At 67.2% G+C, this 21937-nt stretch carries 22 protein-coding genes and 1 tRNA gene; 19 read left to right on the top strand and 4 right to left on the bottom strand.

Going from position 1 to position 21937, the window contains the following annotated elements:
* Positions 1 to 113: 113 nt before the first annotated feature.
* The 18 genes from PHQ87_RS04675 to PHQ87_RS04590 all read left to right on the top strand — a co-directional run bounded on the left by PHQ87_RS04675 (position 114) and on the right by PHQ87_RS04590 (position 16214).
* A tRNA-Leu gene (locus tag PHQ87_RS04675) sits at positions 114 to 198 on the top strand.
* A gap of 50 nt (positions 199 to 248) precedes the next feature.
* Positions 249 to 608 (top strand): NADH-quinone oxidoreductase subunit A, encoded by a 360-nt coding sequence (locus tag PHQ87_RS04670; RefSeq protein ID WP_300231707.1) that lies wholly within the window; start codon positions 249 to 251, stop codon positions 606 to 608.
* 62 nt (positions 609 to 670) lie between these two features.
* The gene (locus PHQ87_RS04665; RefSeq protein WP_300231706.1) at positions 671 to 1150 is read left to right on the top strand and encodes an NADH-quinone oxidoreductase subunit B; all 480 of its coding nucleotides are present in this window, start codon (positions 671 to 673) and stop codon (positions 1148 to 1150) included.
* 33 nt (positions 1151 to 1183) lie between these two features.
* Entirely contained in the window at positions 1184 to 1804 is a 621-nt protein-coding gene (locus tag PHQ87_RS04660) for an NADH-quinone oxidoreductase subunit C (RefSeq protein WP_300231704.1), read from the top strand.
* Positions 1805 to 1827: 23 nt separating this feature from the next.
* On the top strand, positions 1828 to 3081 hold the full coding sequence (locus PHQ87_RS04655) for an NADH-quinone oxidoreductase subunit D (protein WP_300231703.1): 1254 nt from the start codon (positions 1828 to 1830) through the stop codon (positions 3079 to 3081).
* Positions 3078 to 3605 carry an NADH-quinone oxidoreductase subunit NuoE gene (nuoE, locus tag PHQ87_RS04650; RefSeq protein WP_300231702.1) on the top strand — a complete coding sequence of 176 codons (528 nt, stop codon included), beginning with the start codon at positions 3078 to 3080 and terminating at the stop codon, positions 3603 to 3605. The genes PHQ87_RS04655 and nuoE overlap by 4 nt, the downstream gene beginning before the upstream one ends.
* A complete protein-coding gene (nuoF, locus tag PHQ87_RS04645) occupies positions 3602 to 4963 on the top strand; it encodes an NADH-quinone oxidoreductase subunit NuoF (protein ID WP_300231701.1) in 1362 nt (453 codons plus the stop codon). The genes nuoE and nuoF overlap by 4 nt, the downstream gene beginning before the upstream one ends.
* Positions 4964 to 4983: 20 nt before the next feature.
* Positions 4984 to 7134, top strand: coding sequence for an NADH-quinone oxidoreductase subunit NuoG (gene nuoG, locus PHQ87_RS04640; protein ID WP_300231700.1), 2151 nt, complete (start codon positions 4984 to 4986; stop codon positions 7132 to 7134).
* Entirely contained in the window at positions 7131 to 8207 is a 1077-nt protein-coding gene (gene nuoH, locus PHQ87_RS04635; protein WP_300231699.1) for an NADH-quinone oxidoreductase subunit NuoH, read from the top strand. Before nuoG ends, nuoH begins: the two co-directional genes overlap by 4 nt.
* Before the next feature lie 19 nt (positions 8208 to 8226).
* The gene (nuoI, locus tag PHQ87_RS04630) at positions 8227 to 8739 is read left to right on the top strand and encodes an NADH-quinone oxidoreductase subunit NuoI (protein WP_300231698.1); all 513 of its coding nucleotides are present in this window, start codon (positions 8227 to 8229) and stop codon (positions 8737 to 8739) included.
* Positions 8740 to 8760: 21 nt separating this feature from the next.
* Positions 8761 to 9405, top strand: coding sequence for an NADH-quinone oxidoreductase subunit J (locus PHQ87_RS04625; protein WP_300231696.1), 645 nt, complete (start codon positions 8761 to 8763; stop codon positions 9403 to 9405).
* Positions 9402 to 9710 carry an NADH-quinone oxidoreductase subunit NuoK gene (nuoK, locus tag PHQ87_RS04620; RefSeq protein ID WP_300231695.1) on the top strand — a complete coding sequence of 103 codons (309 nt, stop codon included), beginning with the start codon at positions 9402 to 9404 and terminating at the stop codon, positions 9708 to 9710. The genes PHQ87_RS04625 and nuoK overlap by 4 nt, the downstream gene beginning before the upstream one ends.
* Before the next feature lie 27 nt (positions 9711 to 9737).
* Entirely contained in the window at positions 9738 to 11774 is a 2037-nt protein-coding gene (gene nuoL / locus PHQ87_RS04615) for an NADH-quinone oxidoreductase subunit L (RefSeq protein ID WP_300231694.1), read from the top strand.
* A gap of 13 nt (positions 11775 to 11787) precedes the next feature.
* A complete protein-coding gene (locus PHQ87_RS04610) occupies positions 11788 to 13263 on the top strand; it encodes an NADH-quinone oxidoreductase subunit M (protein WP_300231692.1) in 1476 nt (491 codons plus the stop codon).
* 34 nt (positions 13264 to 13297) lie between these two features.
* Complete coding sequence (nuoN, locus tag PHQ87_RS04605) at positions 13298 to 14794, top strand: NADH-quinone oxidoreductase subunit NuoN (RefSeq protein ID WP_300231690.1); 1497 nt, start codon at positions 13298 to 13300, stop codon at positions 14792 to 14794.
* Between the two features lie 28 nt (positions 14795 to 14822).
* Entirely contained in the window at positions 14823 to 15125 is a 303-nt protein-coding gene (locus PHQ87_RS04600) for a DUF2818 family protein (RefSeq protein ID WP_300231689.1), read from the top strand.
* Positions 15126 to 15127: 2 nt separating this feature from the next.
* Positions 15128 to 15736 (top strand): NUDIX hydrolase, encoded by a 609-nt coding sequence (locus PHQ87_RS04595; RefSeq protein WP_300231688.1) that lies wholly within the window; start codon positions 15128 to 15130, stop codon positions 15734 to 15736.
* A gap of 16 nt (positions 15737 to 15752) precedes the next feature.
* Positions 15753 to 16214 carry a DUF1178 family protein gene (locus PHQ87_RS04590; RefSeq protein WP_300231686.1) on the top strand — a complete coding sequence of 154 codons (462 nt, stop codon included), beginning with the start codon at positions 15753 to 15755 and terminating at the stop codon, positions 16212 to 16214.
* 73 nt (positions 16215 to 16287) lie between these two features.
* On the opposite strand, the gene PHQ87_RS04585 is transcribed toward PHQ87_RS04590, so the two are convergent.
* Positions 16288 to 17580: a Glu/Leu/Phe/Val dehydrogenase gene (locus PHQ87_RS04585; protein ID WP_300231685.1), complete on the bottom strand. Its 1293-nt coding sequence runs from the start codon at positions 17578 to 17580 to the stop codon at positions 16288 to 16290.
* Between the two features lie 142 nt (positions 17581 to 17722).
* Positions 17723 to 19501, bottom strand: coding sequence for an ABC transporter transmembrane domain-containing protein (locus PHQ87_RS04580; RefSeq protein WP_300231684.1), 1779 nt, complete (start codon positions 19499 to 19501; stop codon positions 17723 to 17725).
* Positions 19502 to 19616: 115 nt separating this feature from the next.
* On the opposite strand from PHQ87_RS04580, the gene PHQ87_RS04575 reads away from it, so the two are divergent.
* Positions 19617 to 19946: a DUF962 domain-containing protein gene (locus PHQ87_RS04575; protein WP_300231683.1), complete on the top strand. Its 330-nt coding sequence runs from the start codon at positions 19617 to 19619 to the stop codon at positions 19944 to 19946.
* Positions 19947 to 19965: 19 nt separating this feature from the next.
* On the opposite strand, the gene PHQ87_RS04570 is transcribed toward PHQ87_RS04575, so the two are convergent.
* Together PHQ87_RS04570 and PHQ87_RS04565 are read right to left on the bottom strand one after the other, a co-directional pair.
* Positions 19966 to 21051 (bottom strand): carotenoid 1,2-hydratase, encoded by a 1086-nt coding sequence (locus tag PHQ87_RS04570; protein WP_300231713.1) that lies wholly within the window; start codon positions 21049 to 21051, stop codon positions 19966 to 19968.
* A gap of 80 nt (positions 21052 to 21131) precedes the next feature.
* Positions 21132 to 21937 (bottom strand): ABC transporter permease (locus tag PHQ87_RS04565; RefSeq protein ID WP_300231681.1); only part of this gene is annotated, 806 nt, incomplete at its 5' end.

The following is a 21937-nucleotide window of genomic DNA, read 5'->3' as shown; positions in this document are numbered from 1 at the left end:
ATTCCCCGGGAAAAGCTTGGGCACATTCTGAAACCACCCGCTTTTCAGGGTAAACTCTATGGGTTGTCCACGAGCCAGCCGACGCATCGGCAGGCCGGACAAGAAAGACCCAAGCCGACGTGGTGAAATTGGTAGACACGCTATCTTGAGGGGGTAGTGGCGAAAGCTGTGCGAGTTCGAGTCTCGCCGTCGGCACCAATCTTTTGAAAACATGGCACTCCCACGGCCATGCCAGCGGATATTCCAAGATGAGCCTTGAGCAATACCTTCCCGTGCTGCTGTTTATTCTGGTGGGTATCGCGATCGGTATTCTTCCGCAGGTGCTCGGCTATGTGCTCGGTCCCAACCGGCCCGATCCCGAGAAGAACTCCCCCTATGAATGCGGCTTCGAGGCTTTCGAAGACGCGCGCATGAAGTTCGATGTCCGCTACTACCTGGTGGCCATCCTGTTCATTCTGTTCGATCTGGAAATCGCGTTCCTGATCCCCTGGGCCGTGGCCTTTGCCGATATCGGCGCCACCGGTTTCTGGGCAGGCGTCGTTTTCCTCGCCATTCTCGTCGTGGGCTTCGCCTACGAGTGGAAGAAGGGCGCCCTCGACTGGGAATGACCGCCCACGGCGATCAACCGTGACGCGCGTCGCGTCTTCCCCCCGGCGCACTGGAGCTGTTCATGATTGAAGGTGTTTTCAAGGAAGGCTTCGTCACCACGAGCTATGACGCGGTGGTGAACTGGGCCAAGACCGGATCGCTGTGGCCGATGACCTTTGGTCTGGCCTGCTGTGCGGTCGAGATGATGCACGCCGCCGCGGCGCGCTACGACATCGGCCGCTTCGGCTCCGAGGTGTTCCGCGCCAGTCCGCGCCAGTCCGACCTGATGATCGTGGCCGGTACGCTGTGCAACAAGATGGCGCCGGCCCTGCGCAAGGTCTATGACCAGATGGCCGAACCGCGCTGGGTGCTGTCCATGGGTTCGTGCGCCAACGGTGGCGGCTACTACCACTACAGCTATTCGGTGGTGCGTGGCTGCGACCGCATCGTGCCGGTCGATGTCTATGTGCCTGGCTGCCCGCCCACGGCCGAGGCGCTGCTGTACGGCATCATCCAGTTGCAGCAGAAGATCCGCCGCACCCACACGATCGCGCGCGCCTGAGGCGCCGCAGCCACAGATCCAGAAAGACGGTTCATGAGCCCCACCGCGAATTCCGTTGCCATCCGCCCCGAGGACCTGCGCGATACGCTGGCCGAGCTGCTGGGCGATCAGGTGCAGTCCGTCACCGTGGCCCTCGATGAAGTCACCATCACCGTGGCAGCATCGAACTACCTGGCCGTCATGCTGACCTTGCGCGACGCACCGCCTGCCAGCTTCGAACAGTTGATCGACCTGTGCGGCGTCGACTACTCGACCTACGGCGACGGCCGCTGGGAGGGCGCGCGCTTTGCCGTCGTCTCGCACCTGCTGTCGGTGAGCCTGAACCAGCGCGTGCGCGTGCGCGTGTTCTGCCCGGACGACGACTTCCCGGTGGTCGATTCGGTCTCGATGATCTGGAGTTCGGCCAACTGGTACGAGCGCGAGGCCTTCGATCTGTTCGGCATCGTGTTCGAAGGACATGAGGACCTGCGCCGCATCCTGACCGACTACGGCTTCATCGGCCACCCCTTCCGCAAGGACTTCCCGCTCTCGGGCCACGTCGAGATGCGCTACGACGCCGAGCGCCAGCGCGTGGTCTACGAGCCGGTGAGCATCGAGCCGCGCGAAATCACCCCGCGCGTGATCCGCGAGGACAACTACGGGGGACTGCACTGAGGGCACGCCCGGGCAGAACTGACATGGCAGAAATCAAGAACTACACCCTGAACTTCGGCCCGCAGCACCCGGCTGCGCACGGTGTGCTGCGTCTGGTGCTCGAGCTCGACGGCGAGGTCGTGCAGCGCGCCGATCCGCACATCGGTCTGCTGCACCGCGCGACCGAGAAGCTGGCCGAGCACAAGACCTTCATCCAGTCGCTGCCCTACATGGACCGTCTCGACTACGTGTCCATGATGAGCAACGAGCACGCCTACTGCCTGGCGATCGAGAAGCTGCTGGGCATCGAGGTGCCGATCCGCGCCCAGTACATCCGGGTCATGTTCGCGGAAATCACCCGCCTGCTCAACCACCTGATGTGGCTGGGTTCGCACGGCAACGACTGCGGCAGCTCCACCATCCTGATCTACGCGTTCCGCGAGCGTGAAGACCTGTTCGACATGTACGAGGCGGTCTCGGGCGCGCGCATGCACGCGGCCTACTTCCGCCCGGGTGGTGTCTACCGCGACCTGCCCGACACCATGCCGCAGTACAAGGCGAGCAAGGTGCGCAATGCCAGGAGCATCGAGGAGCTGAACCGCAACCGCCAGGGCTCGCTGCTCGACTTCATCGACGACTTTACCCAGCGTTTCCCGAAGTGCCTGGCCGAATACCACACGCTGCTGACCGACAACCGCATCTGGAAGCAGCGCACGGTGGGCATCGGTGTGGTCAAGCCCGAGCGGGCCCTCAACCTGGGCATGACCGGCCCCATGCTGCGCGGTTCCGGCATCGCCTGGGATCTGCGCAAGAAGCAGCCCTACGAGGTGTACGACCGCATGGAGTTCGATGTGCCGGTCGGCAAGACGGGTGACACCTACGACCGTTACCTCGTGCGCATGGAAGAGATGAACCAGTCCAACCGCATCATCAAGCAATGCGTGGACTGGCTGCGTGCCAACCCGGGTCCGGTCATCACCGACAACCACAAGGTGGCGCCGCCCTCGCGCGAGGCGATGAAGTCCAACATGGAAGAGCTGATCCACCACTTCAAGCTCTTCACCGAAGGTTTCCACGTGCCCGAGGGCGAGGCCTACGCCGCCGTCGAGCATCCCAAGGGCGAGTTCGGCATCTACCTCATCAGCGATGGCGCCAACAAGCCCTATCGTCTGAAGATCCACGCGCCGGGCTTCACCCACCTGTCCACGATGAACGAGATGGCACGCGGCCACATGCTGGCTGACGCGGTGGCCATCATCGGCACCATGGACATCGTTTTCGGAGAGATTGACCGATGATCTCCAGTCATTCGCAGGCCACCGAGGCCATGGCACTGAGCGAGGCCACCCGGGCGCGCTTCGCGCGTGAAGTGGCCAAGTACCCGCCCGAGCAGAAGCAGTCGGCCGTGATGGCCTGCCTCTCGATCGTGCAGCAGGAACAGGGCTGGGTCAGCCGCGAGGCCGAGCTGGCCGTGGCCGAGTACCTGGAGATGCCCGCGATGGCGGTGCACGAGGTCACGACCTTCTACAACATGTACAACCAGCAGCCGGTGGGCAAGTACAAGCTCAACGTGTGCACCAACCTGCCGTGCCAGTTGCGTGGCGGCAATGAGGCGCTGGCCCATCTGGCCCGCAAGCTCGGCATCGAGATGGGTGGCACCACTGCCGACGGCCTGTTCACGCTGCAGCAGTGCGAGTGCCTGGGCGCCTGCGCCGATGCGCCGGTGATGCTGGTCAACGACCGCAACATGTGCAGTTTCATGGACCACGACAAGCTCGACCAGCTGGTGGATGGCCTGCGGGCTGCGGAGGGCAAGGCATGAACGCCCAGCAAGTGATCCAGCAGTTCCGCGCCACGGGCGTGCAGACCTGCTTCCATGGCCGTCACATCAACCCGCAGATCTATGCGGGCCTGGACGGCAGCAACTGGTCGCTCAAGGACTATGAGGCGCGCGGCGGCTACCAGGCCTTGCGCAAGATCCTGCTCGGCGCCGACGGCGGCGAGCCGATGACGCAGGACCAGGTGATCGCCACCGTCAAGGAATCGGGCCTGCGCGGCCGGGGCGGGGCGGGTTTCCCGACCGGCCTGAAGTGGAGCTTCATGCCGCGCCAGTTTCCGGGTCAGAAGCACCTGGTGTGCAACTCCGACGAGGGCGAACCGGGTACCTGCAAGGACCGCGACATCCTGATGTACAACCCGCACATCGTCATCGAAGGCATGGCGATCGCGGCGTTTGCCATGGGCATCAGCGTCGGCTACAACTACATCCACGGCGAGATCTTCGAGGTGTACGAACGCTTCGAGGCCGCCCTGGAAGAGGCCCGCGCCGCCGGCTACCTGGGCGACAACATCCTGGGTTCGGGCTTCTCGTTCCAGTTGCATGCCCACCACGGCTTCGGCGCCTACATCTGCGGCGAGGAAACCGCGCTGCTCGAATCGCTGGAAGGCAAGAAGGGCCAGCCGCGCTTCAAGCCGCCGTTCCCGGCCAGTTTCGGCCTGTACGGCAAGCCCACCACCATCAACAACACCGAAACCTTCGCGGCCGTTCCCTGGATCATCCGCAACGGCGGCGAGGCCTACCTGCAGGTGGGCAAGCCGAACAACGGCGGCACCAAGATCTTCTCGGTCTCGGGCGACGTCAACCGGCCGGGCAACTACGAGATCCCGATGGGTACCTCGTTCGCCCAGTTGCTGGAACTGGCCGGCGGCGTGCGCACCGGCCGCCAGCTCAAGGCCGTGATCCCCGGCGGCTCGTCGGCCCCGGTGCTGCCGGCGCACATCATGATGGAGTGCACCATGGACTACGACTCGATCTCCAAGGCGGGGTCGATGCTGGGTTCGGGCGCCGTGATCGTGATGGACGACAGCCGCTGCATGGTCGAGTCGCTCAAGCGCCTGTCCTACTTCTACATGCACGAGTCCTGCGGCCAGTGCACGCCCTGCCGCGAGGGCACGGGCTGGCTCTGGCGCCTGGTCGACAAGATCCACCGTGGCGAGGGCACCCCCGCCGACATGGACCTGCTGGACAACGTGGCCGAGAACATCATGGGCCGCACCATCTGCGCGCTCGGTGACGCCGCCGCCATGCCGGTGCGTGCCATGCTCAAGCACTTCCGCCACGAGTTTGCGGCCATGATCAAGAGCGATACCGCCAGCACCACCACGGGGCAGGCCGCCTGAACACGACGAGACGCGTAAACATGGTTGAAATCGAACTCGACGGCCAGAAGGTCGAAGTCCCGCCGGGCAGCATGGTGATGCATGCGGCCGAAAAGGCCGGTACCTACATCCCGCACTTCTGCTACCACAAGAAGCTGTCCATCGCCGCCAACTGCCGCATGTGCCTGGTGGATGTGGAGAAAGCGCCCAAGCCCATGCCCGCCTGCGCCACGCCGGTGACCATGGGCATGATCGTGCGCACCAAGTCCGACAAGGCCGTCAAGGCCCAGAAGTCGGTGATGGAATTCCTGCTCATCAACCACCCGCTCGATTGCCCGATCTGCGACCAGGGTGGTGAGTGCCAGTTGCAGGACCTGGCCGTGGGCTATGGTGCCGGTGCCTCGCGTTACCAGGAAGAAAAGCGCGTCGTGTTCCACAAGAACGCGGGACCGCTGATTTCCATGGAGGAAATGAGCCGCTGCATCCACTGCACCCGTTGCGTGCGCTTCGGCCAGGAGATCGCCGGTGTCATGGAACTGGGCATGTCCCACCGCGGCGAGCATTCCGAGATCGAAACCTTCGTCGGCCAGACGGTGGACTCCGAACTCTCGGGCAACATGATCGACATCTGCCCGGTCGGCGCGCTCACCAGCAAGCCCTTCCGCTACAGTGCCCGCACCTGGGAGCTCTCGCGCCGCAAGAGCGTGAGTCCGCACGACGCCACGGGGGCCAACCTGATCGTGCAGGTCAAGAACCAGCGCGTCATGCGCGTGGTACCGCTGGAAAACGAGGCCGTCAACGAATGCTGGATCGCCGACCGCGACCGCTTCTCCTACGAAGCGCTCAACAGTGAGGAACGCCTGACGCAGCCCATGATCAAGCAGGGCGGCGAATGGAAGGCGGTCGACTGGCAGACCGCCCTCGAATACGTGGCCAACGGTCTCAGGCAGATCAAGGCCGACCATGGCGCCAGCGCCATCGGCGTGCTGGCCAGCCCGCACAGCACGGTGGAAGAGCTGGCCCTGGCCGGTGCGCTGGTGCGCGGCCTGGGCAGCGAGAACATCGACAGCCGTCTGCGTCATGCAGATTTCGCCAATCTGGCGCCCGCCGGTGCGGCGCGCTGGCTGGGCACCCCGATCGCCAGCCTGTCGACGCTGCAGCGCGCGCTGGTCATCGGCTCCAACCTGCGCAAGGACCATCCGCTGTTCGCGCAGCGCATCCGCCAGGCCATCCGCAAGGGTGGCGCCCAGGTGTTCGCGCTGAACGCACAGGCGCAGGACTGGGCCATGCCGCTGGCCGGCACCATCGTGGCCGACAGCGCCCGCTGGGTCGCCGCGCTGGCCAACATCGCGGCGGCCGTGGCCGCCGAGCAGGGTGTGCAGTCGCCGGTGGCCGGCCAGGTCACCGACGAGGCCCGCGCCGTGGCCAGGTCGCTGCTGAGTGGCGAGGGCAAGGCCGTGCTGCTGGGCAACGCCGCTGCGCACCATGAGAAGGCATCGAGCCTGCTGGCGCTGGCCAACTGGATCGGCCAGCAGACCGGTGCGAGCGTCGGCTACCTGAGCGAGGCTGCCAACACGGTGGGCGCGCAACTGGTGCGCGCCGTGCCGGGGACCGGCGGTTTGAACGCCACCGAGATGCTCTCGGGCGGCCTGAAAGCGGCCATCCTGCTGAACAACGAACCGGCGCACGACAGCGCCGCCGGGGCCGCGGGTCTGGCGTCGGCCGGCATGGTCGTCACGCTCAGCCCGTTCAAGGCCAATCTGGACATCAGCGATGTGCTGTTGCCGATCTCGCCCTTCACCGAGACCTCGGGCACCTTTGTCAACGCCGAGGGCCGCCTGCAAAGCTTCAACGCCGTGGTGCCGCCGCTGGGCGAGACCCGTCCGGGCTGGAAGGTGCTGCGCGTGCTGGGCAACCTGCTGGGCCTGGCGGGCTTCGATGCCGATTCGTCGCAGGCCGTGCTGGCGGCCGCGCTGCCGGGCGTCGCCGCGGGCGCGTTCGTGGATGCCGCGCGCCTGTCCAATGCCGATACCGTGACCGGACCGGCGGGTGCCGACCTCAATCCGGCCACCACCGAGCCCTGCGTGGCCGCGATCTACGAGCTCGATTCGCTGGTGCGCCGTGCCACTTCGCTGCAACTCACGAGCGACGCACGCGCTGCCCGTGCGGCCGCACAAGGAGCCCGCGCATGATCGACGCGATGTACAACGGAGGCCTGGGCCTCATCGCCGCCGACTGGTGGACCACCGCCGCCTGGCCCGTCATCTGGGCCCTGCTCAAGATCGTGGCCGTGCTGCTGCCGGTGCTCGGCGCCGTGGCCTACCTGACGCTGTGGGAGCGCAAGCTCCTGGGCTTCATGCAGGTGCGCTACGGTCCCAACCGCGTCGGCCCGGCCGGCCTGCTGCAGCCGATCGCCGACGCGCTCAAGCTGCTGACCAAGGAACTGATCCGTCCGTCCGCGGCGTCCAACGGCCTGTTCCGTCTGGGCCCGGTGCTGGCCATCACGCCGGCGCTGGCCGCCTGGGTGGCTGTGCCCTTCGGTCCCGAGGCCGTGATCGCGAACATCAATGCCGGCCTGCTGGTGATCCTGGCGATCACCTCGATCGAGGTCTATGGCGTGATCATCGCCGGCTGGGCCTCGAACTCGAAGTACGCCTTCCTGGGCGCGCTGCGTGCCTCGGCACAGATGGTCAGCTATGAAATCGCCATCGGCTTCTGCTTCCTGGTCGTCGTGATGACCGCCGGCAGTCTGAACCTGGGCGACATCGTGGCCTCGCAGTCGCGCGGCATGGGTGCCGGCATGGGACTGGACTTCCTGTCCTGGAACTGGCTGCCGCTGCTGCCGATCTTCATGGTGTACCTGATCTCCGGCGTGGCCGAGACCAATCGCCACCCCTTCGACGTGGTCGAGGGCGAGGCCGAGATCGTCGCCGGCCACATGGTCGAGTACTCGGGCATGGGCTTTGCCATCTTCTTCCTGGCCGAATACGCCAGCATGTGGCTGGTGTCCATCCTGGCCGTGCTGATGTTCCTCGGTGGCTGGCTGCCGCCCGTGGCCTTCCTGGACTTCATCCCCGGCTGGATCTGGCTGGGCATCAAGACCTTCGTGGTGGTGTCCATGTTCATCTGGATCCGCGCCACCTTCCCCCGTTTCCGCTACGACCAGATCATGCGCCTGGGCTGGAAGATCTTCATCCCCGTCACGCTGGTGTGGCTGCTGCTTGTCGGTGGCCTGATGCAGACCTCGTGGAACATCTGGAACTAAGCAAGCAGGGACCACGACCATGTCAACTACCGCTGTCGCTCCTTTCTCGCTGAAGGATTTCTTCAAGAGTTTCATGTTGGTGGAGCTGTTCAAGGGCATGGCCCTGACCGGCCGCTATGCGCTCAGCCGCAAGGTGACCGTGCAGTTCCCCGAGGAAAAGACGCCGCTGTCGCCGCGCTTCCGCGGCCTGCACGCCCAGCGCCGCTACGAAAACGGCGAGGAGCGCTGCATCGCGTGCAAGCTGTGCGAGGCCATCTGCCCCGCCATGGCGATCACCATCGAGGCCGGCGAGCGCGCCGATGACGGCACCCGCCGCACCACGCGCTACGACATCGACCTGACCAAGTGCATCTTCTGCGGTTTCTGCGAAGAGGCCTGCCCGGTCGACGCCATCGTCGAGACCCACATCTTCGAATACCACGGTGAGAAGCGGGGTGACCTGTACTTCACCAAGGAGATGCTGCTGGCCGTGGGCGACCGCTACGAACCCGAGATCGCCGCTGCCAAGGCGGCCGACGCGAAATACCGCTGAGGCGCGCGAAAGACCCGCACCATGAACTACCAGACCGGTTTTTTCTACCTCTTCGCGGCGGTGCTGCTGTTTGCGGCCTTCCGCGTGATCACGGCACGCAACCCGGTGCATGCCGTGCTCTACCTCATGCTGTCGTTCACGCAGGCCGCGGCGCTGTGGCTCATCCTCAAGGCCGAGTTCCTCGGCATCACCCTGGTGCTGGTGTACCTGGGCGCGGTGATGGTGCTGTTCCTGTTCGTGGTGATGATGCTGGACATCCGCTTCGAGGGTGACCGCTGGAGCTTCTGGCAGAACTTCCCGCTGGCGCTGGTGATCGGCGCGCTGGTGGCCGCCGAGATTGCCGCCGTGACCTGGGTGGGCTTTCCCAAGATCGCCGGTGGCGAGGTTGCCGGGGCCGCCGAGGGCGTGTCCAACACCAAGGCGCTGGGCATCCTGCTGTACACCGAGTACCTGTACCCCATCCAGGTGGCTGCCGTCATCCTGCTCGTGGCCATGCTCACGGCGATCGCCCTGACGCTGCGCCATCGCAAGGACAGCAAGGCCATCAACCCCGGCGACCAGGTGCGCGTGCGCGCCGCCGACCGCCTGGTGGTCGTGCCCATGGCTGCGACCACCCGGCCCGCCGACCCGGCACCGGCCGCCCAGGAGGAAGGCAAGGCATCATGACTCTGACACTCGGACACTTTCTCACGGTCGGCGCGATCCTGTTCGCGCTGTCGGTGATCGGGATCTTCCTCAACCGCAAGAACCTGATCGTGCTGCTCATGGCCATCGAGCTGATGCTGCTGGCCGTCAACATGAACTTCGTGGCCTTCTCGCACTACCTGGGCGACATGCATGGCCAGGTGTTCGTGTTCTTCATCCTGACCGTGGCCGCGGCCGAATCCGCCATCGGCCTGGCCATCCTCGTGCTGTTGTTCCGCAACCGCAGCTCGATCAGCGCCGAGGAACTCAACACGCTCAAGGGTTGAAGCCCGACAAAACAGGCAAGAACAGAGATGAGCACAACCCTCTCCGCAAGTACGCTCCTGGCCGTTCCGCTGGCACCCCTGGTGGGATCGGCGCTCGCCGGCATCCTGGGCACGACCTTCGGTGGCAACGTGATCGGCCGCCGTGCCTCGCACACGCTCACCATCCTGGGTGTCCTGGTGGCCTTCATCCTGTCGGCCATCACGCTCAAGGACGTGATCGGTGGCGCGCGCTTCAACGACACCATCTACCAGTGGATGGTGATCGGCGACCTGACGATGGAAATCGGCTTCATGGTCGATGGCCTCACCGCCATGATGATGTGCGTCGTGACCTTCGTGTCCTTGATGGTGCACATCTACACCATCGGCTACATGGAGGAAGACGCCGGCTACAACCGCTTCTTCGCCTACATCTCGCTGTTCACCTTCTCGATGCTCATGCTGGTCATGAGCAACAACCTGCTGCAGCTGTTCTTCGGCTGGGAGGCGGTGGGCCTGGTCTCGTACCTGCTGATCGGTTTCTGGTTCAACAAGCCGTCCGCCATCTTCGCCAACATGAAGGCCTTCCTGGTCAACCGGGTGGGTGACTTCGGCTTCATCCTCGGCATCGGCCTGATCGTCGCCTACACCGGCACGATGAACTACACCGAGGTGTTCGCCAAGGCGGGCGAGCTGGGTGCGATCGCCTTCCCCTACCCGCTGTGGGGTGGCGAATGGATGCTGATCACCGTGATCTGCATCTGCCTGTTCATCGGCGCCATGGGCAAGAGCGCGCAGTTCCCGCTGCACGTCTGGCTGCCCGACTCGATGGAAGGCCCGACCCCGATCTCCGCGCTGATCCACGCCGCCACCATGGTGACGGCCGGCATCTTCATGGTGGCGCGCATGTCGCCGCTGTTCGAGCTGTCGGACACGGCGCTGAACTTCATTCTGGTGATCGGTGCCATCACGGCCCTGTTCATGGGCTTCCTGGGCATCATCCAGAACGACATCAAGCGTGTGGTGGCCTATTCCACGCTGTCGCAGCTCGGCTACATGACCGTGGCCCTGGGCGCCTCGGCCTACTCGGTGGCGGTGTTCCACCTGATGACGCACGCCTTCTTCAAGGCGCTGCTGTTCCTGGCCGCCGGCTCGGTCATCATCGGCATGCACCACAACCAGGACATCCGCTGGATGGGCAACGTGCGCAAGTACATGCCCATTACCTGGATCACCTCGCTGCTGGGCACGCTGGCGCTGATCGGCACGCCGCTGTTCTCGGGCTTCTACTCGAAGGACTCGATCATCGAGGCGGTGCACTTCAGCAACCTGCCCGCAGCCGGTTTCGCGCACTTCGCGGTGCTGGCCGGCGTGTTCGTGACCTCGTTCTATTCGTTCCGCCTGTACTTCCTGGTGTTCCACGGCCAGGAGCGCTACGACCAGAACCCCGACGCGCACCACGACGACCATCACCACGACGACCACGGCCATGGCCACGATGCCAAGCCGCACGAGTCGCCCTGGGTGGTGACGGTGCCGCTGCTGCTGCTGGCCATCCCCTCGGTGGTGATCGGCTACCTGACGATCGAACCGATGGTGTTCGGCGAGTTCTTCAAGGACGCCATCCACGTTGACGCGTCGGCCCACCCGGCCATGGCCAGGTTCGCCGAGATGTTCCATGGTCCGCTGGCCATGGCGGTGCACGCCCTCTCGACGGCACCGCTGTACCTGGCCCTGGCCGGTGCCGTGGCGGCCTGGTACATGTACCTGGTCAATCCGGCCGTGCCGGCCGCCTTCGCCCGCGCGCTGCGCCCGATCGTGGTGGTGCTGGAGAACAAGTACTACATGGACTGGATCAACGAGAACATCATTGCGCGCGGCGCGCGCCTGATCGGTGTCGGCCTGTGGAAGGGCGGCGACCGTGGCGTGATCGAAGGCGGCGTGGTCAACGCCAGCTGGAAGCTCGTCGATGCCGTCTCGGCCGTGGTGCGCCGTCTGCAGTCCGGCTATCTGTATCACTACGCGCTGATGATGATCCTCGGCGTGGTGCTGTTCATGACCTGGTTCGTGTGGCTGGCCAAATAAGGAGAACAAGAAAATGGGTTTGCTGAGCCTTGCGATCTGGGTGCCGGTGCTGTTCGGCACCGTGCTGCTGGCTTTCGGACGTGACGAACACGCGGGCATGGTGCGCTGGATCGCCCTGATCGGTGCCGTGGCCGGTCTGGCCGTGACCATCCCCGTCTACACGGGCTTCGAGATCGGTTCTGCCGCGATGCAGTTCGTCGAGAAGAGCGCGTGGATCCCGACCTTCAACGTCAACTACCACCTCGGCGTGGACGGCATCTCGCTGTGGCTGGTGCTGCTGACGGCCTTCATCACGGTGATCGTGGTGATCGCCGGCTGGGAAGTGATCACCGAGCGCGTGAACCAGTACATGGGCGCGTTCCTGATCCTCTCGGGCCTGATGATCGGCGTGTTCGCGGCGCAGGACGCGATGCTGTTCTACGTCTTCTTCGAAGCGACGCTGATCCCGATGTACCTGATCATCGGCATCTGGGGTGGCCCGAACAAGATCTACGCCGCGTTCAAGTTCTTCCTGTACACGCTGCTGGGCTCGCTGCTGATGCTGGTGGCGCTGATCTACCTGTACCTGGAATCGGGCGGCAGCTTCGACCTGGCCACCTGGCACAAGCTGCCGCTGGGCAGCCAGGCCCAGACGCTGCTGTTCTTCGCCTTCTTCGCCGCCTTCGCCGTGAAGGTGCCGATGTGGCCGGTGCACACCTGGCTGCCCGACGTGCACGTCGAGGCGCCTACCGGCGGTTCGGCGGTGCTGGCCGCGATCATGCTCAAGCTCGGTGCCTACGGCTTCCTGCGTTTTTCGCTGCCGATCCTGCCCGACGCCTCGCACGAGTGGGCCGGTCTGATGATCGTGCTGTCGCTGGTGGCCGTGATCTACGTCGGCCTGGTGGCGATGGTGCAGCAGGACATGAAAAAGCTGGTGGCCTACTCGTCGGTCGCGCACATGGGTTTCGTGACGCTGGGCTTCTTCGTCTTCAACGACCTGGGCGTCTCGGGTGCGATCGTGCAGATGATCGCCCACGGCTTCGTCTCGGCCGCGATGTTCCTGGCCATCGGCGTGCTGTACGACCGCGTGCACTCGCGTGAAATCGCCGCCTACGGGGGCGTGGTCAACACCATGCCGCGCTTCGCCGCCTTTGCCCTGCTGTTCACGATGGCCAACTGCGGCCTGCCGGGCACGGCCGGTTTCGTGGGCGAGTGGATGGTGATCATCGCCGCCGTCAAGGCCAACTTCTGGATCGGCCTGCTGGCCGCCTCGGCCCTGATTTTCGGCGCCGCCTACTCGCTGTGGATGTTCAAGCGCGTGTACCTCGGTGCGCCGGCCAACGACCACGTCAAGGCACTCAAGGACATCGGCGCGCGCGAATTCCTGGTGATGGGGCTGCTGGCGGTCATGGTGCTGTACATGGGCATCCATCCCAAGCCGTTCACCGACGTGATGGATGCCTCGGTGGCCGAGCTGCTGCGCCACGTGGCGGTGTCCAAGCTGAACTGAGGCCGCCTGGCAAGAAAGACAAGAGAGCGTTCACATGATTGACAACGTCAGCTGGGTCGTGGCGTACCCTGAAATCCTGTTGCTGGTGATGGCCTGCGTGATTGCGCTGCTGGACCTGGGGGTCAAGTCGCCGCTGCGCGGCGCCACCTACCTGCTCACGCTCGCCACGCTGGCGGTGGTGGCCTTGCTCACCGGCAACTATGCGTCCTCGGGCATGATCGCGCAGGGCTTCGGCGGCATGGTGGTCAGCGACCCCATGGGCAACTGGCTCAAGTGCTTCGCGTCCATCGCGATGTTCGTGACCGTCGTGTACGGCCGCCGCTACTCGGGCGACCGCGAGATGCTGCAGCGCGGCGGTGACCTGTTCACCCTGGGGCTGTTTTCGCTGCTGGGCATGTTCGTGATGATCTCGGGTCACAACTTCCTGGTGATCTACCTGGGTCTGGAGCTGCTCACGCTGTCGAGCTATGCGCTGGTGGCGCTGCGCCGCGACGATCTGCGCGCGACCGAGGCCGCGATGAAGTACTTCGTGCTCGGCGCGCTGGCCAGCGGCTTCCTGCTGTACGGCCTGTCCATGGTCTATGGCGCGACCGGCTCGCTCGACGTCTCGGGGGTGCTGCAGGCCATCGGCGGCGGCGAGGACACCCTGCGCGGTTCGCGCCAGGTGCTGGTGCTGGGGCTGGTGTTCGTGGTGGCCGGCCTGGCGTTCAAGCTGGGGGTGGTGCCGTTCCACATGTGGGTGCCCGATGTCTACCACGGCGCACCGACCTCGGTCACGCTGTTGCTCGGTGGTGCCCCCAAGCTGGCGGCCTTCGCGATCGTGATCCGCCTGCTGGTCGAAGGCATGGCGAACCTGGCCATCGACTGGCAGCAGATGCTGGCGGTCCTTGCCGTGGCCTCGCTGCTGGTGGGCAACCTGGCGGCCATCGCCCAGACCAACCTCAAGCGCATGCTGGCGTTCTCGACCATCGCGCAGATGGGCTTCATGCTCGTGGCGCTCGTGGCCGGCGTGGGCGCCGACACCGGCAACATGGCCAACGCCTACGGCTCCGCCATGTTCTACGTGGTGACCTACGTGCTGACCACGCTGGGCACCTTCGGCGTCATCCTGCTGCTCTCGCGCAGCGGTTTCGAGTCGGAGGAGATCGCCGATCTGGCCGGTCTGAACCGCCGCAGCCCGCTGTACGCCGGCATCATGGCCATCTGCATGTTCTCGCTGGCCGGCGTTCCGCCGCTGGTGGGCTTCTACGCCAAGCTGGCGGTGCTGCAGGCCCTGCTGGCCGGTGGCCAGGCCTGGCACATCGGTCTGGCCGTGTTCGCGGTGATGATGTCGCTGATTGGCGCGTTCTACTACCTGCGTCTGGTCAAGGTCATGTACTTCGATGGCGCGGCGCAGACGGCCGCGATTGAGGCCGGCATGGACGTGCGTTCGCTGCTGTCGCTCAACGGCGCACTGGTGCTGCTGCTCGGCATCGTGCCCGGTGGCCTGATGGCACTGTGTGCCCAGGCGATCACGGCGCTGCTGGCCTGAGCGGCGCACGCTTGGGCTGGCGCTCCCGATGACACTGTCCTTTTCCGTCTGGCTGGTCATCCTGGCCGCCCTGGTGGCGGCCAATCTGCCGTTTTTCAATGACCGCGTGCTGGCGCTCGGTCCACGGCGCACGCCCAAGACGCTGTGGTGGCGTCTGTGCGAGCTGGTGGTCTGCTACGGGCTGGTGGGGGCGCTGGGTCTGGCGCTGGAACACTCGGCCGGACAGATCTACCCGCAGGGCTGGGAGTTCTATGCCACCACGGCGGCACTGTTCCTGACCTTCGCCTTCCCCGGTTTCACCTGGCGTTACCTGTACCGCCGGCGGCGCTGAACATGGGACACGCGCAGGACGGTGACCGGCATCTGAGGGAGACCCCCGTCGGGCGGCAGGAGCTGCTGCGGGGCCACTTCCTGCATGTGGTGCGCGATGATGTGTCGCTGCCCTCCGGACGAACGGCGACCCGGGAGTACGTGCTGCACCCGGGCGCGGTGATGGTCATCGGTCTGCTCGACGACGGCCAGGTGGTGATGGAGCGGCAGTACCGGCACCCGATGGGCGAGGTGCTGCTGGAAATGCCGGCCGGCAAGCTGGACCCTGGCGAGGGCAGCCTCGCCTGCGCACGGCGCGAGCTGCGGGAAGAAACCGGCTACGCCGCACGCGAATGGGCCTTTGCCTGCCAGCTGGCACCGACGGTGGCCTATTCGGACGAGCGCATCGATGTCTGGTTCGCCCGCGGGCTGACGCCGGGCGAGCGCCGGCTCGACGAGGGCGAGTTCCTTGACGTGCTGACCATGCCGTCGCACGAGGTGCTGGCGGCCTGCCGTGACGGGCGCATCATCGATTCCAAGACCCTGGTCGGGGCCTTGTGGCTGCAGAACGTGCTGTCCGGCGCCTGGCCGCTCGACTGGTCGGGCGCGATGCCGGCAGGGTTGGCGCGATAGGCCGATAATCGGAGCCATGAAGGTTCTGGACCTGCAATGCGAGCGCCAGCATGTGTTTGAAGGCTGGTTCGCCTCCGAGGAAGACTACCACCAGCAGCTTGAGCGCGGGCTGCTGAGCTGCCCCGTGTGCGGCGCGACCGCGGTGCAGAAGATGCTGTCGGCACCGCGCCTGAACCTGGGCCGCGGCGACGGCGTCGCCACCGGTGAGGCCCCCGCGCCACAGCCGGCGGCCGGCAGCCAGGGCGCACCCGCCGGCCTGCAGGCCCAGGTGCTGCGCGCCATGCGTGAGCTGATCGCACGCACCGAAGACGTGGGCGAGCGCTTCGCCGACGAGGCGCGCGCCATGCACCACGGCGAGATCGAGCAACGCAGCATCCGCGGCCGCACCACCCCGGACGTCGCCCGCGAACTGATCGACGAGGGCATCGACATCCTCCCCCTGCCCGACCTGCCGGCAGTGAAGGAAACGCTGCAGTAAAGCCTGATCCCCCCTCGAAGCGCCGAAGGCGCGCCACGGAGGGGGCGGCCGCGTCAGCGGCGCAGGGGGGAGTTCACGGATACAACCCGCGCATCTCGCGTGCGTGCAGGATGCGCTGGCAGGCCACGATGAAGGTGGCGGTGCGCAGGCTGACCTTGTGCTCCTGGGCCACCTGCCAGATGGCGCCGAAGGCGCCCTTCATGATGCGCACCAGTCGCTCGTTGATTTCATCCTCGCTCCAGAAGAAGCTGGAGAAATCCTGCACCCACTCGAAGTAGCTCACGGTGACGCCGCCGGCGTTGGCGATCACGTCGGGCAGCACCAGCACGCCCTTGTCGGCCAGGATGTCGTCGGCCTCGGGCGTGGTCGGGCCGTTGGCGCCCTCGATCACCATGCGGGCCTGGATGCGGCCGGCGTTGTGCTCGGTGATCTGGCCTTCGAGCGCGGCGGGAATCAGGATGTCGCACGGCACGCCCCAGAAATCGTCGGCCGTGATGGCCTCGGCACCCGGGAAGCCGCCTACGCAGCCATGCTCCTTCACGTAGGCGAGCACGGCGGGCACATCCAGACCACCCGCGTGGTGGATGCTGCCGGTGTGGTCCTGCACCGCCACGACCTTGGCACCCGCTTCGGCGAACAGGCGGCCGGCCGTGCCGCCCACGTTGCCGAAACCCTGCACGGCCACGCGGGCGCCTTCGACCGGCAGGCCGGTGAGCCGGGCCGCCTCGACACCGACCGTGAACACGCCGCGCCCGGTGGCCTCGATGCGGCCGAGCGAGCCGCCCAGGTCCACCGGTTTGCCGGTGACGACGCCGGTGGCGGTGGCGCCCACGTTCATCGAGTAGGTGTCCATCATCCAGGCCATGATCTGGCCGTTGGTGTTGACGTCGGGGGCCGGGATGTCCTTGGTCGGGCCGATCAGGATGCCGATCTCGCTGGTGTAGCGGCGCGTGAGGCGTTCCAGTTCACCGCGCGAGAGGGTGCGCGGGTCGACGCGCACACCGCCCTTGGCGCCGCCGTAGGGGACATTGACGGCGGCGTTCTTGATGCTCATCCAGGCCGACAGGGCCATGACCTCGGACAGGGTCACGTCCTGGTGGAAGCGCACGCCGCCCTTGCCCGGGCCGCGGCTGGTGTTGTGTTGCACGCGGTAGCCCTCGAAGTGGGCGATGGTGCCGTTGTCCAGTTCAATGGGCACGTCCACCACCAGGATGCGCTTGGGGCGCTTGAGCGTCTCGACCCAGCGCGCCAGCGGGCCCAGGTAGGGCGTGACGCGGTCGATCTGTTGCAGGTAGATGCCCCAGGGGCCGACATGGGCCGGATCGAGGTAGGAGGGCAAGGCGTGGGTCAGCGGGGTGGTCGGCATGGCGGGACTGGCGGATGGACGGAAGGGACCGGCGCGCGCACGCCGGTTGTCGCCACCACTGTAGTCAGTGGTGCCTGGTCTGTCCAAGGCCGGCTTGTGATGCCGTCATGCAGCGCCTGCATGACGCGCGCCCGCAGGGCGCTCAGGCGTTGAACTGCAGCGAGGCCAGGTGCGCATACAGCCCCTGGCGGGCCAGCAGCTCGTCGTGCGTGCCCTGTTCGGCGATGCGGCCGTGGTCGAGCACGACGATGCGGTCGGCGCGGCGCACGGTGGCCAGTCGGTGGGCGACGACGAGCGTGGTGCGGCCCTGCATGGCGGTGTCGAGCGCGGCCTGGACCATGCGCTCGCTCTGGGCGTCGAGCGCACTGGTGGCCTCGTCGAGCAGCAGCAGGGGCGGGTTCTTGAGCATGGCGCGCGCGATCGCGATGCGCTGGCGCTGCCCGCCCGACAGGCGCACGCCGCGCTCGCCCAGGAAGGTGTCGTAGCCCTCGGGCAAGGCGCGGATGAACTCGTCGGCGAAGGCGGCGCGGGCGGCAGCGCGCACCTCGTCGTCGCTGGCCCCGGGCCGGCCGTAGCGGATGTTGTCGAGGGCACTGGCCGAGAAGATGACCGGGTCCTGCGGGACGGTGCCGACGCGCCCGCGCAGATCGGCCAGCGCGAGCTCATTGATGGGCACGCCGTCGAGCAGGATGCGGCCCGCGCCGGGATCGTAAAAGCGCTGCAGCAACTGGAACACGGTGGTCTTGCCGGCCCCGCTCGGGCCGACCAGGGCCACGGTCTGGCCGGGCTCGATGGTGAGGTCGAAGGCGTCAAGCGCGGCCTGCGCCGGGCGCGAGGGGTAGTGGAAGCGCACCTGCTCGAAGCGCACCCGGCTGCCACCATGGACCGCGGGCAGGGTCCGTGGCTGGACAGGCTCCTGCACCGGCGAGCGGCTCGCCAGCAGCTCCATCAGCCGCTCGCTGGCGCCGGCGGCGCGCAGCAGGTCGCCATAGACCTCGCCCCAGACGGCCACGGCACCGGCGAAGAGAATCACCAGCACCACGGCCTGCCCGAGCTGGCCGGCGCTCATGGTGCCGGCCAGGACCGCCTGCGTGCCCTGGTACAGGCCCCAGAGGATGAGCGCCGCGTTGGCGATGATGATGAAGGCCACCAGCACCGAGCGCGCGCGGCTGCGGCGTACCGCGGTGCGGAAGGCGTGCTCGGCGGCCTCGTCGAAGCGGCCGGCCTCGCGGTCTTCGGCGGTGTAGCTTTGCACCATGGGGATGGCGTTGAGCACCTCGGCCGCGATGGCGCTGGCGTCGGCCACGCGGTCCTGGCTGGCGCGCGAGAGGCGCCGCACGCGCCGGCCCCACCACATGGCCGGCAACACCACGAGCACGATCACCAGCAGCACCTGGACCATGACCATGGGGTGGGCCCAGACCAGCATGGCCAGCGCGCCCAGCCCGGTGATGGCGTTGCGCAGCCCCATCGACAGCGAGGAACCGATGACGGTCTGGACCAGGGTGGTGTCGGTGGTCAGGCGGCTGAGCACCTCGCCGGTGCGGGTGGTCTCGAAGAAGGCCGGACTCTGGCGCAGCACGTGGCCGTAGACGGCGCTGCGCACGTCGGCCGTGACGCGCTCGCCCAGCCAGCTCATGATGTAGAAGCGCGACGCCGAGGCCACGCCCAGCAGCACGGCGACGCCGAACACGTCGAGGAAGTGCCCGCGCAGGGCCATGGCCTGGGCGCCGCGGTCGGCCTGCAGTCCACCGTCGATCAGGTGGCGCAACGCGACCGGGAACAGCAAGGTGGCGGTGGCGGCCAGCAGCAGGAACAGCAGCGCCAGGCCGACCTGCCAGCGGTAGGGGCGCACGAAGGGCCACAGGCCGGAGAGCGAGCGTGGGGGTGGGGTCCGCGGGGAGGTGTCCTCGGTGTTCATGGTGTCGGGCAGTTTACGGCGGCCGCGGCGGGAACGTGGCACGATGTGGGGGTGTGACGACCAGAAGCCGGCCGACGCCCGCCGGACCGGCTCACGATGACGAAGGAGACGAGCCATGAGCAGCCAGCCGCCGACCCGGGACGAGACGCGCTACCGCAGCTTTGCCGCGTTCTACCCGTTCTACCTGAGCGAGCACCGGCACCCGGTGTCGCGCCGCCTGCACTTCATCGGCAGCAGCATCGGACTGGTCCTGCTGGCATTGGCCATCCTGTGGCAGAACGGGTGGCTGGTGCTGGCCGGGCTGGTGCAGGGCTATGCCTTCGCCTGGGTGGGGCACTTCTTTTTCGAGCACAACCGACCGGCCACGTTCAAGTACCCGCTGTACAGCTTCATGGGGGACTGGCGCATGTGGTGGGAAATCCTGACGCGCCAGCGCGCGTTCTGAGCGGCCGCGGCGTGCCGCATCAGAGCACCAGGCGACGCGCGTAGCCGGTCATCTCCAGGTAGCCGCGGCCGACGACCCTGCCGCTGGCATCGAGCAGCTCCGACAGGCCCTCCCAGTAGATGGCACCGGTGCTGGCGCGGTCGTCAAGCTCCTGGGCGTCGGCCACGGCGCGGATGGCAAAGCGCCCCGCCGGCGTGTCGAGCTGCCACTCGACCGGATAGGGGGCGCCGGTGCGCGGGCTGATCCAGACGCGGCCGGGCCGCCAGCGGACCTCGTGCGGGTCGAAAACCCGGGCTGGGGCGTCGGCGCCACCGGGGCGCCAGGAGCCGCCGGCCCAGACCGCGCTGCCGTCGGCGCGGCGCAGCCGGAAGACGGTGAGGCTGCTGCCGTCGGCCAGGTTCATGCCGGTCCAGTCCCAGCCCACGGCCTCGGGGTGCATCAGGGCCTCGCTCCACTCGTGGTCGAGCCAGGCCCGGCCCTGCACGCGGAGGGTGCGGCCGTGTTCGCCGGCGCGCAGCGTGCCCGTCACCGCCAATTGCGGGTGCGACACGTAAAAGCTGGCCTGGGCGGGGTCCGGCCCCTTGCGCGAAAAGCCCTGGTCGCCCTGCAGCAGCAGCGGCTGGGTCGGGCGGGCATTCAGGTCGATGGCCAGGTCACGCTCGTCGATGCGGGCACGGTAGATGCCGTCGGCCGCCTCGCGCACGAAGGACCAGCCGCGCAGGTGCACGGCGGTGTCGGTTTCGCTGGCGAACACGGCGCGGGGGCCGGGGGCGCCGCCGGGCGGCAGGCCGTTCCAGCGCGCGATGCGCTGGGCGTGGGTCAGACGGCGGGCGGTGGCGTCGGTGATGGCGGCATGGGCGAACAGCAACTGGCGCGCGGCCAGGCGGCCGTCGAGCCCGGCAGAGCTGTCCACGCGGCTGCGGAAGAACGTGACCTGGAAACCCCAGGCGGGAGGCGCATCGTCCGGTGCGCCCTCGGCCTGCGCGTGGCCCGTGAGGTACCACCATTCGGTGCGGGTGTCGTTGTGGCTGCCGTGATCGCGTGGGAACACCAGGGGGCGTGGCGCCAGCGCGCGGGGTGCCGGCGTGCCGGCCCGCGACGGCATGGCCAGCGCCGCAGCGGCCAGGACCAGCCACGCGCGGCGGCGCACGGGCAGGAACGGAGGTGGCGCGGGGGGCATCGGCATCACCAGTCCTCCTTCACGGCCTGCACGGCGTCGCGGCTGGCGGCGGCGCGGCCCGCGAGCCAGGCGGTGGCGGTGCCGGCCGCCACGACGGCGGCGCACAGGGCCGCCAGCCGGCCCGCCGGCAGACTCATGTCCATGGTCCAGTGAAAGCTCTGCGGATTGACGACATGCACCAGGATGGCGCTGACCAGCAGGCCCAGCAGCAGGCCGGCCAGGGCGCCGAGCACCGTCCAGGCCAGACCCTCGGCGGCCACCACCTGCAGGATCTGGCGCCGCGTCAGGCCCAGGTGGGCGAGCAGGCCGAACTCGCGCCGCCGTGCCAGCACCTGGGCGCTGAAACTGGCGGCGACGCCGAACAGGCCGATGCCGATGGCCACGGCCTGCAGCCACCCGGTGACGGCGAAGCTGCGGTCGAAGATGCGCAGCGAGGTGGCGCGCAACTCGCCGGCCGAGGCGAATTCGAGCAGATCACCGTTGCCGTGGCGCGCCGCGATGGCGCGGATGGCGCCGCGCACGGCGTCTTCGTCGGCGCCTTCAGGGAGGTGGATCGCCAGCTCGTTGACGCGGCGGTCGCCGGTGATGCGTGTGAAGTCGCTCAGGTCGATGGCGATGCTGCCGTGCTGGCGGGCGTAGTCGCGCCAGACGCCGGCCACGAAGAAGGCCACGGGTTCGCGCAGCGCCAGCGCACCGGCCAGCGCGGTCAGCCACTGGCCCGGGTGCACCCCATGCAGGTCGGCCATGGTCTCGCTGACATAGACGGGCACGACGGCCTCGCCTTGTGGGCCTGCCTTGGGCACGGGTGTTT

This window comes from Hydrogenophaga sp. (assembly GCF_028698005.1).
Taxonomy (GTDB): Bacteria; Pseudomonadota; Gammaproteobacteria; order Burkholderiales; family Burkholderiaceae_C; genus Hydrogenophaga.
This window is presented reverse-complemented; position numbering and strand designations above follow the sequence as displayed.

Coding starts and splice junctions, on each gene's coding strand:
- PHQ87_RS04670 (WP_300231707.1), top strand. CDS start 249: ATGAGCCTTGAGCAATACCTTCCCGTGCTGCTGTTTATTCTGGTGGGT.
- PHQ87_RS04665 (WP_300231706.1), top strand. CDS start 671: ATGATTGAAGGTGTTTTCAAGGAAGGCTTCGTCACCACGAGCTATGAC.
- PHQ87_RS04660 (WP_300231704.1), top strand. CDS start 1,184: ATGAGCCCCACCGCGAATTCCGTTGCCATCCGCCCCGAGGACCTGCGC.
- PHQ87_RS04655 (WP_300231703.1), top strand. CDS start 1,828: ATGGCAGAAATCAAGAACTACACCCTGAACTTCGGCCCGCAGCACCCG.
- nuoE (WP_300231702.1), top strand. CDS start 3,078: ATGATCTCCAGTCATTCGCAGGCCACCGAGGCCATGGCACTGAGCGAG.
- nuoF (WP_300231701.1), top strand. CDS start 3,602: ATGAACGCCCAGCAAGTGATCCAGCAGTTCCGCGCCACGGGCGTGCAG.
- nuoG (WP_300231700.1), top strand. CDS start 4,984: ATGGTTGAAATCGAACTCGACGGCCAGAAGGTCGAAGTCCCGCCGGGC.
- nuoH (WP_300231699.1), top strand. CDS start 7,131: ATGATCGACGCGATGTACAACGGAGGCCTGGGCCTCATCGCCGCCGAC.
- nuoI (WP_300231698.1), top strand. CDS start 8,227: ATGTCAACTACCGCTGTCGCTCCTTTCTCGCTGAAGGATTTCTTCAAG.
- PHQ87_RS04625 (WP_300231696.1), top strand. CDS start 8,761: ATGAACTACCAGACCGGTTTTTTCTACCTCTTCGCGGCGGTGCTGCTG.
- nuoK (WP_300231695.1), top strand. CDS start 9,402: ATGACTCTGACACTCGGACACTTTCTCACGGTCGGCGCGATCCTGTTC.
- nuoL (WP_300231694.1), top strand. CDS start 9,738: ATGAGCACAACCCTCTCCGCAAGTACGCTCCTGGCCGTTCCGCTGGCA.
- PHQ87_RS04610 (WP_300231692.1), top strand. CDS start 11,788: ATGGGTTTGCTGAGCCTTGCGATCTGGGTGCCGGTGCTGTTCGGCACC.
- nuoN (WP_300231690.1), top strand. CDS start 13,298: ATGATTGACAACGTCAGCTGGGTCGTGGCGTACCCTGAAATCCTGTTG.
- PHQ87_RS04600 (WP_300231689.1), top strand. CDS start 14,823: ATGACACTGTCCTTTTCCGTCTGGCTGGTCATCCTGGCCGCCCTGGTG.
- PHQ87_RS04595 (WP_300231688.1), top strand. CDS start 15,128: ATGGGACACGCGCAGGACGGTGACCGGCATCTGAGGGAGACCCCCGTC.
- PHQ87_RS04590 (WP_300231686.1), top strand. CDS start 15,753: ATGAAGGTTCTGGACCTGCAATGCGAGCGCCAGCATGTGTTTGAAGGC.
- PHQ87_RS04585 (WP_300231685.1), bottom strand. CDS start 17,580: ATGCCGACCACCCCGCTGACCCACGCCTTGCCCTCCTACCTCGATCCG.
- PHQ87_RS04580 (WP_300231684.1), bottom strand. CDS start 19,501: ATGAACACCGAGGACACCTCCCCGCGGACCCCACCCCCACGCTCGCTC.
- PHQ87_RS04575 (WP_300231683.1), top strand. CDS start 19,617: ATGAGCAGCCAGCCGCCGACCCGGGACGAGACGCGCTACCGCAGCTTT.
- PHQ87_RS04570 (WP_300231713.1), bottom strand. CDS start 21,051: ATGCCGTCGCGGGCCGGCACGCCGGCACCCCGCGCGCTGGCGCCACGC.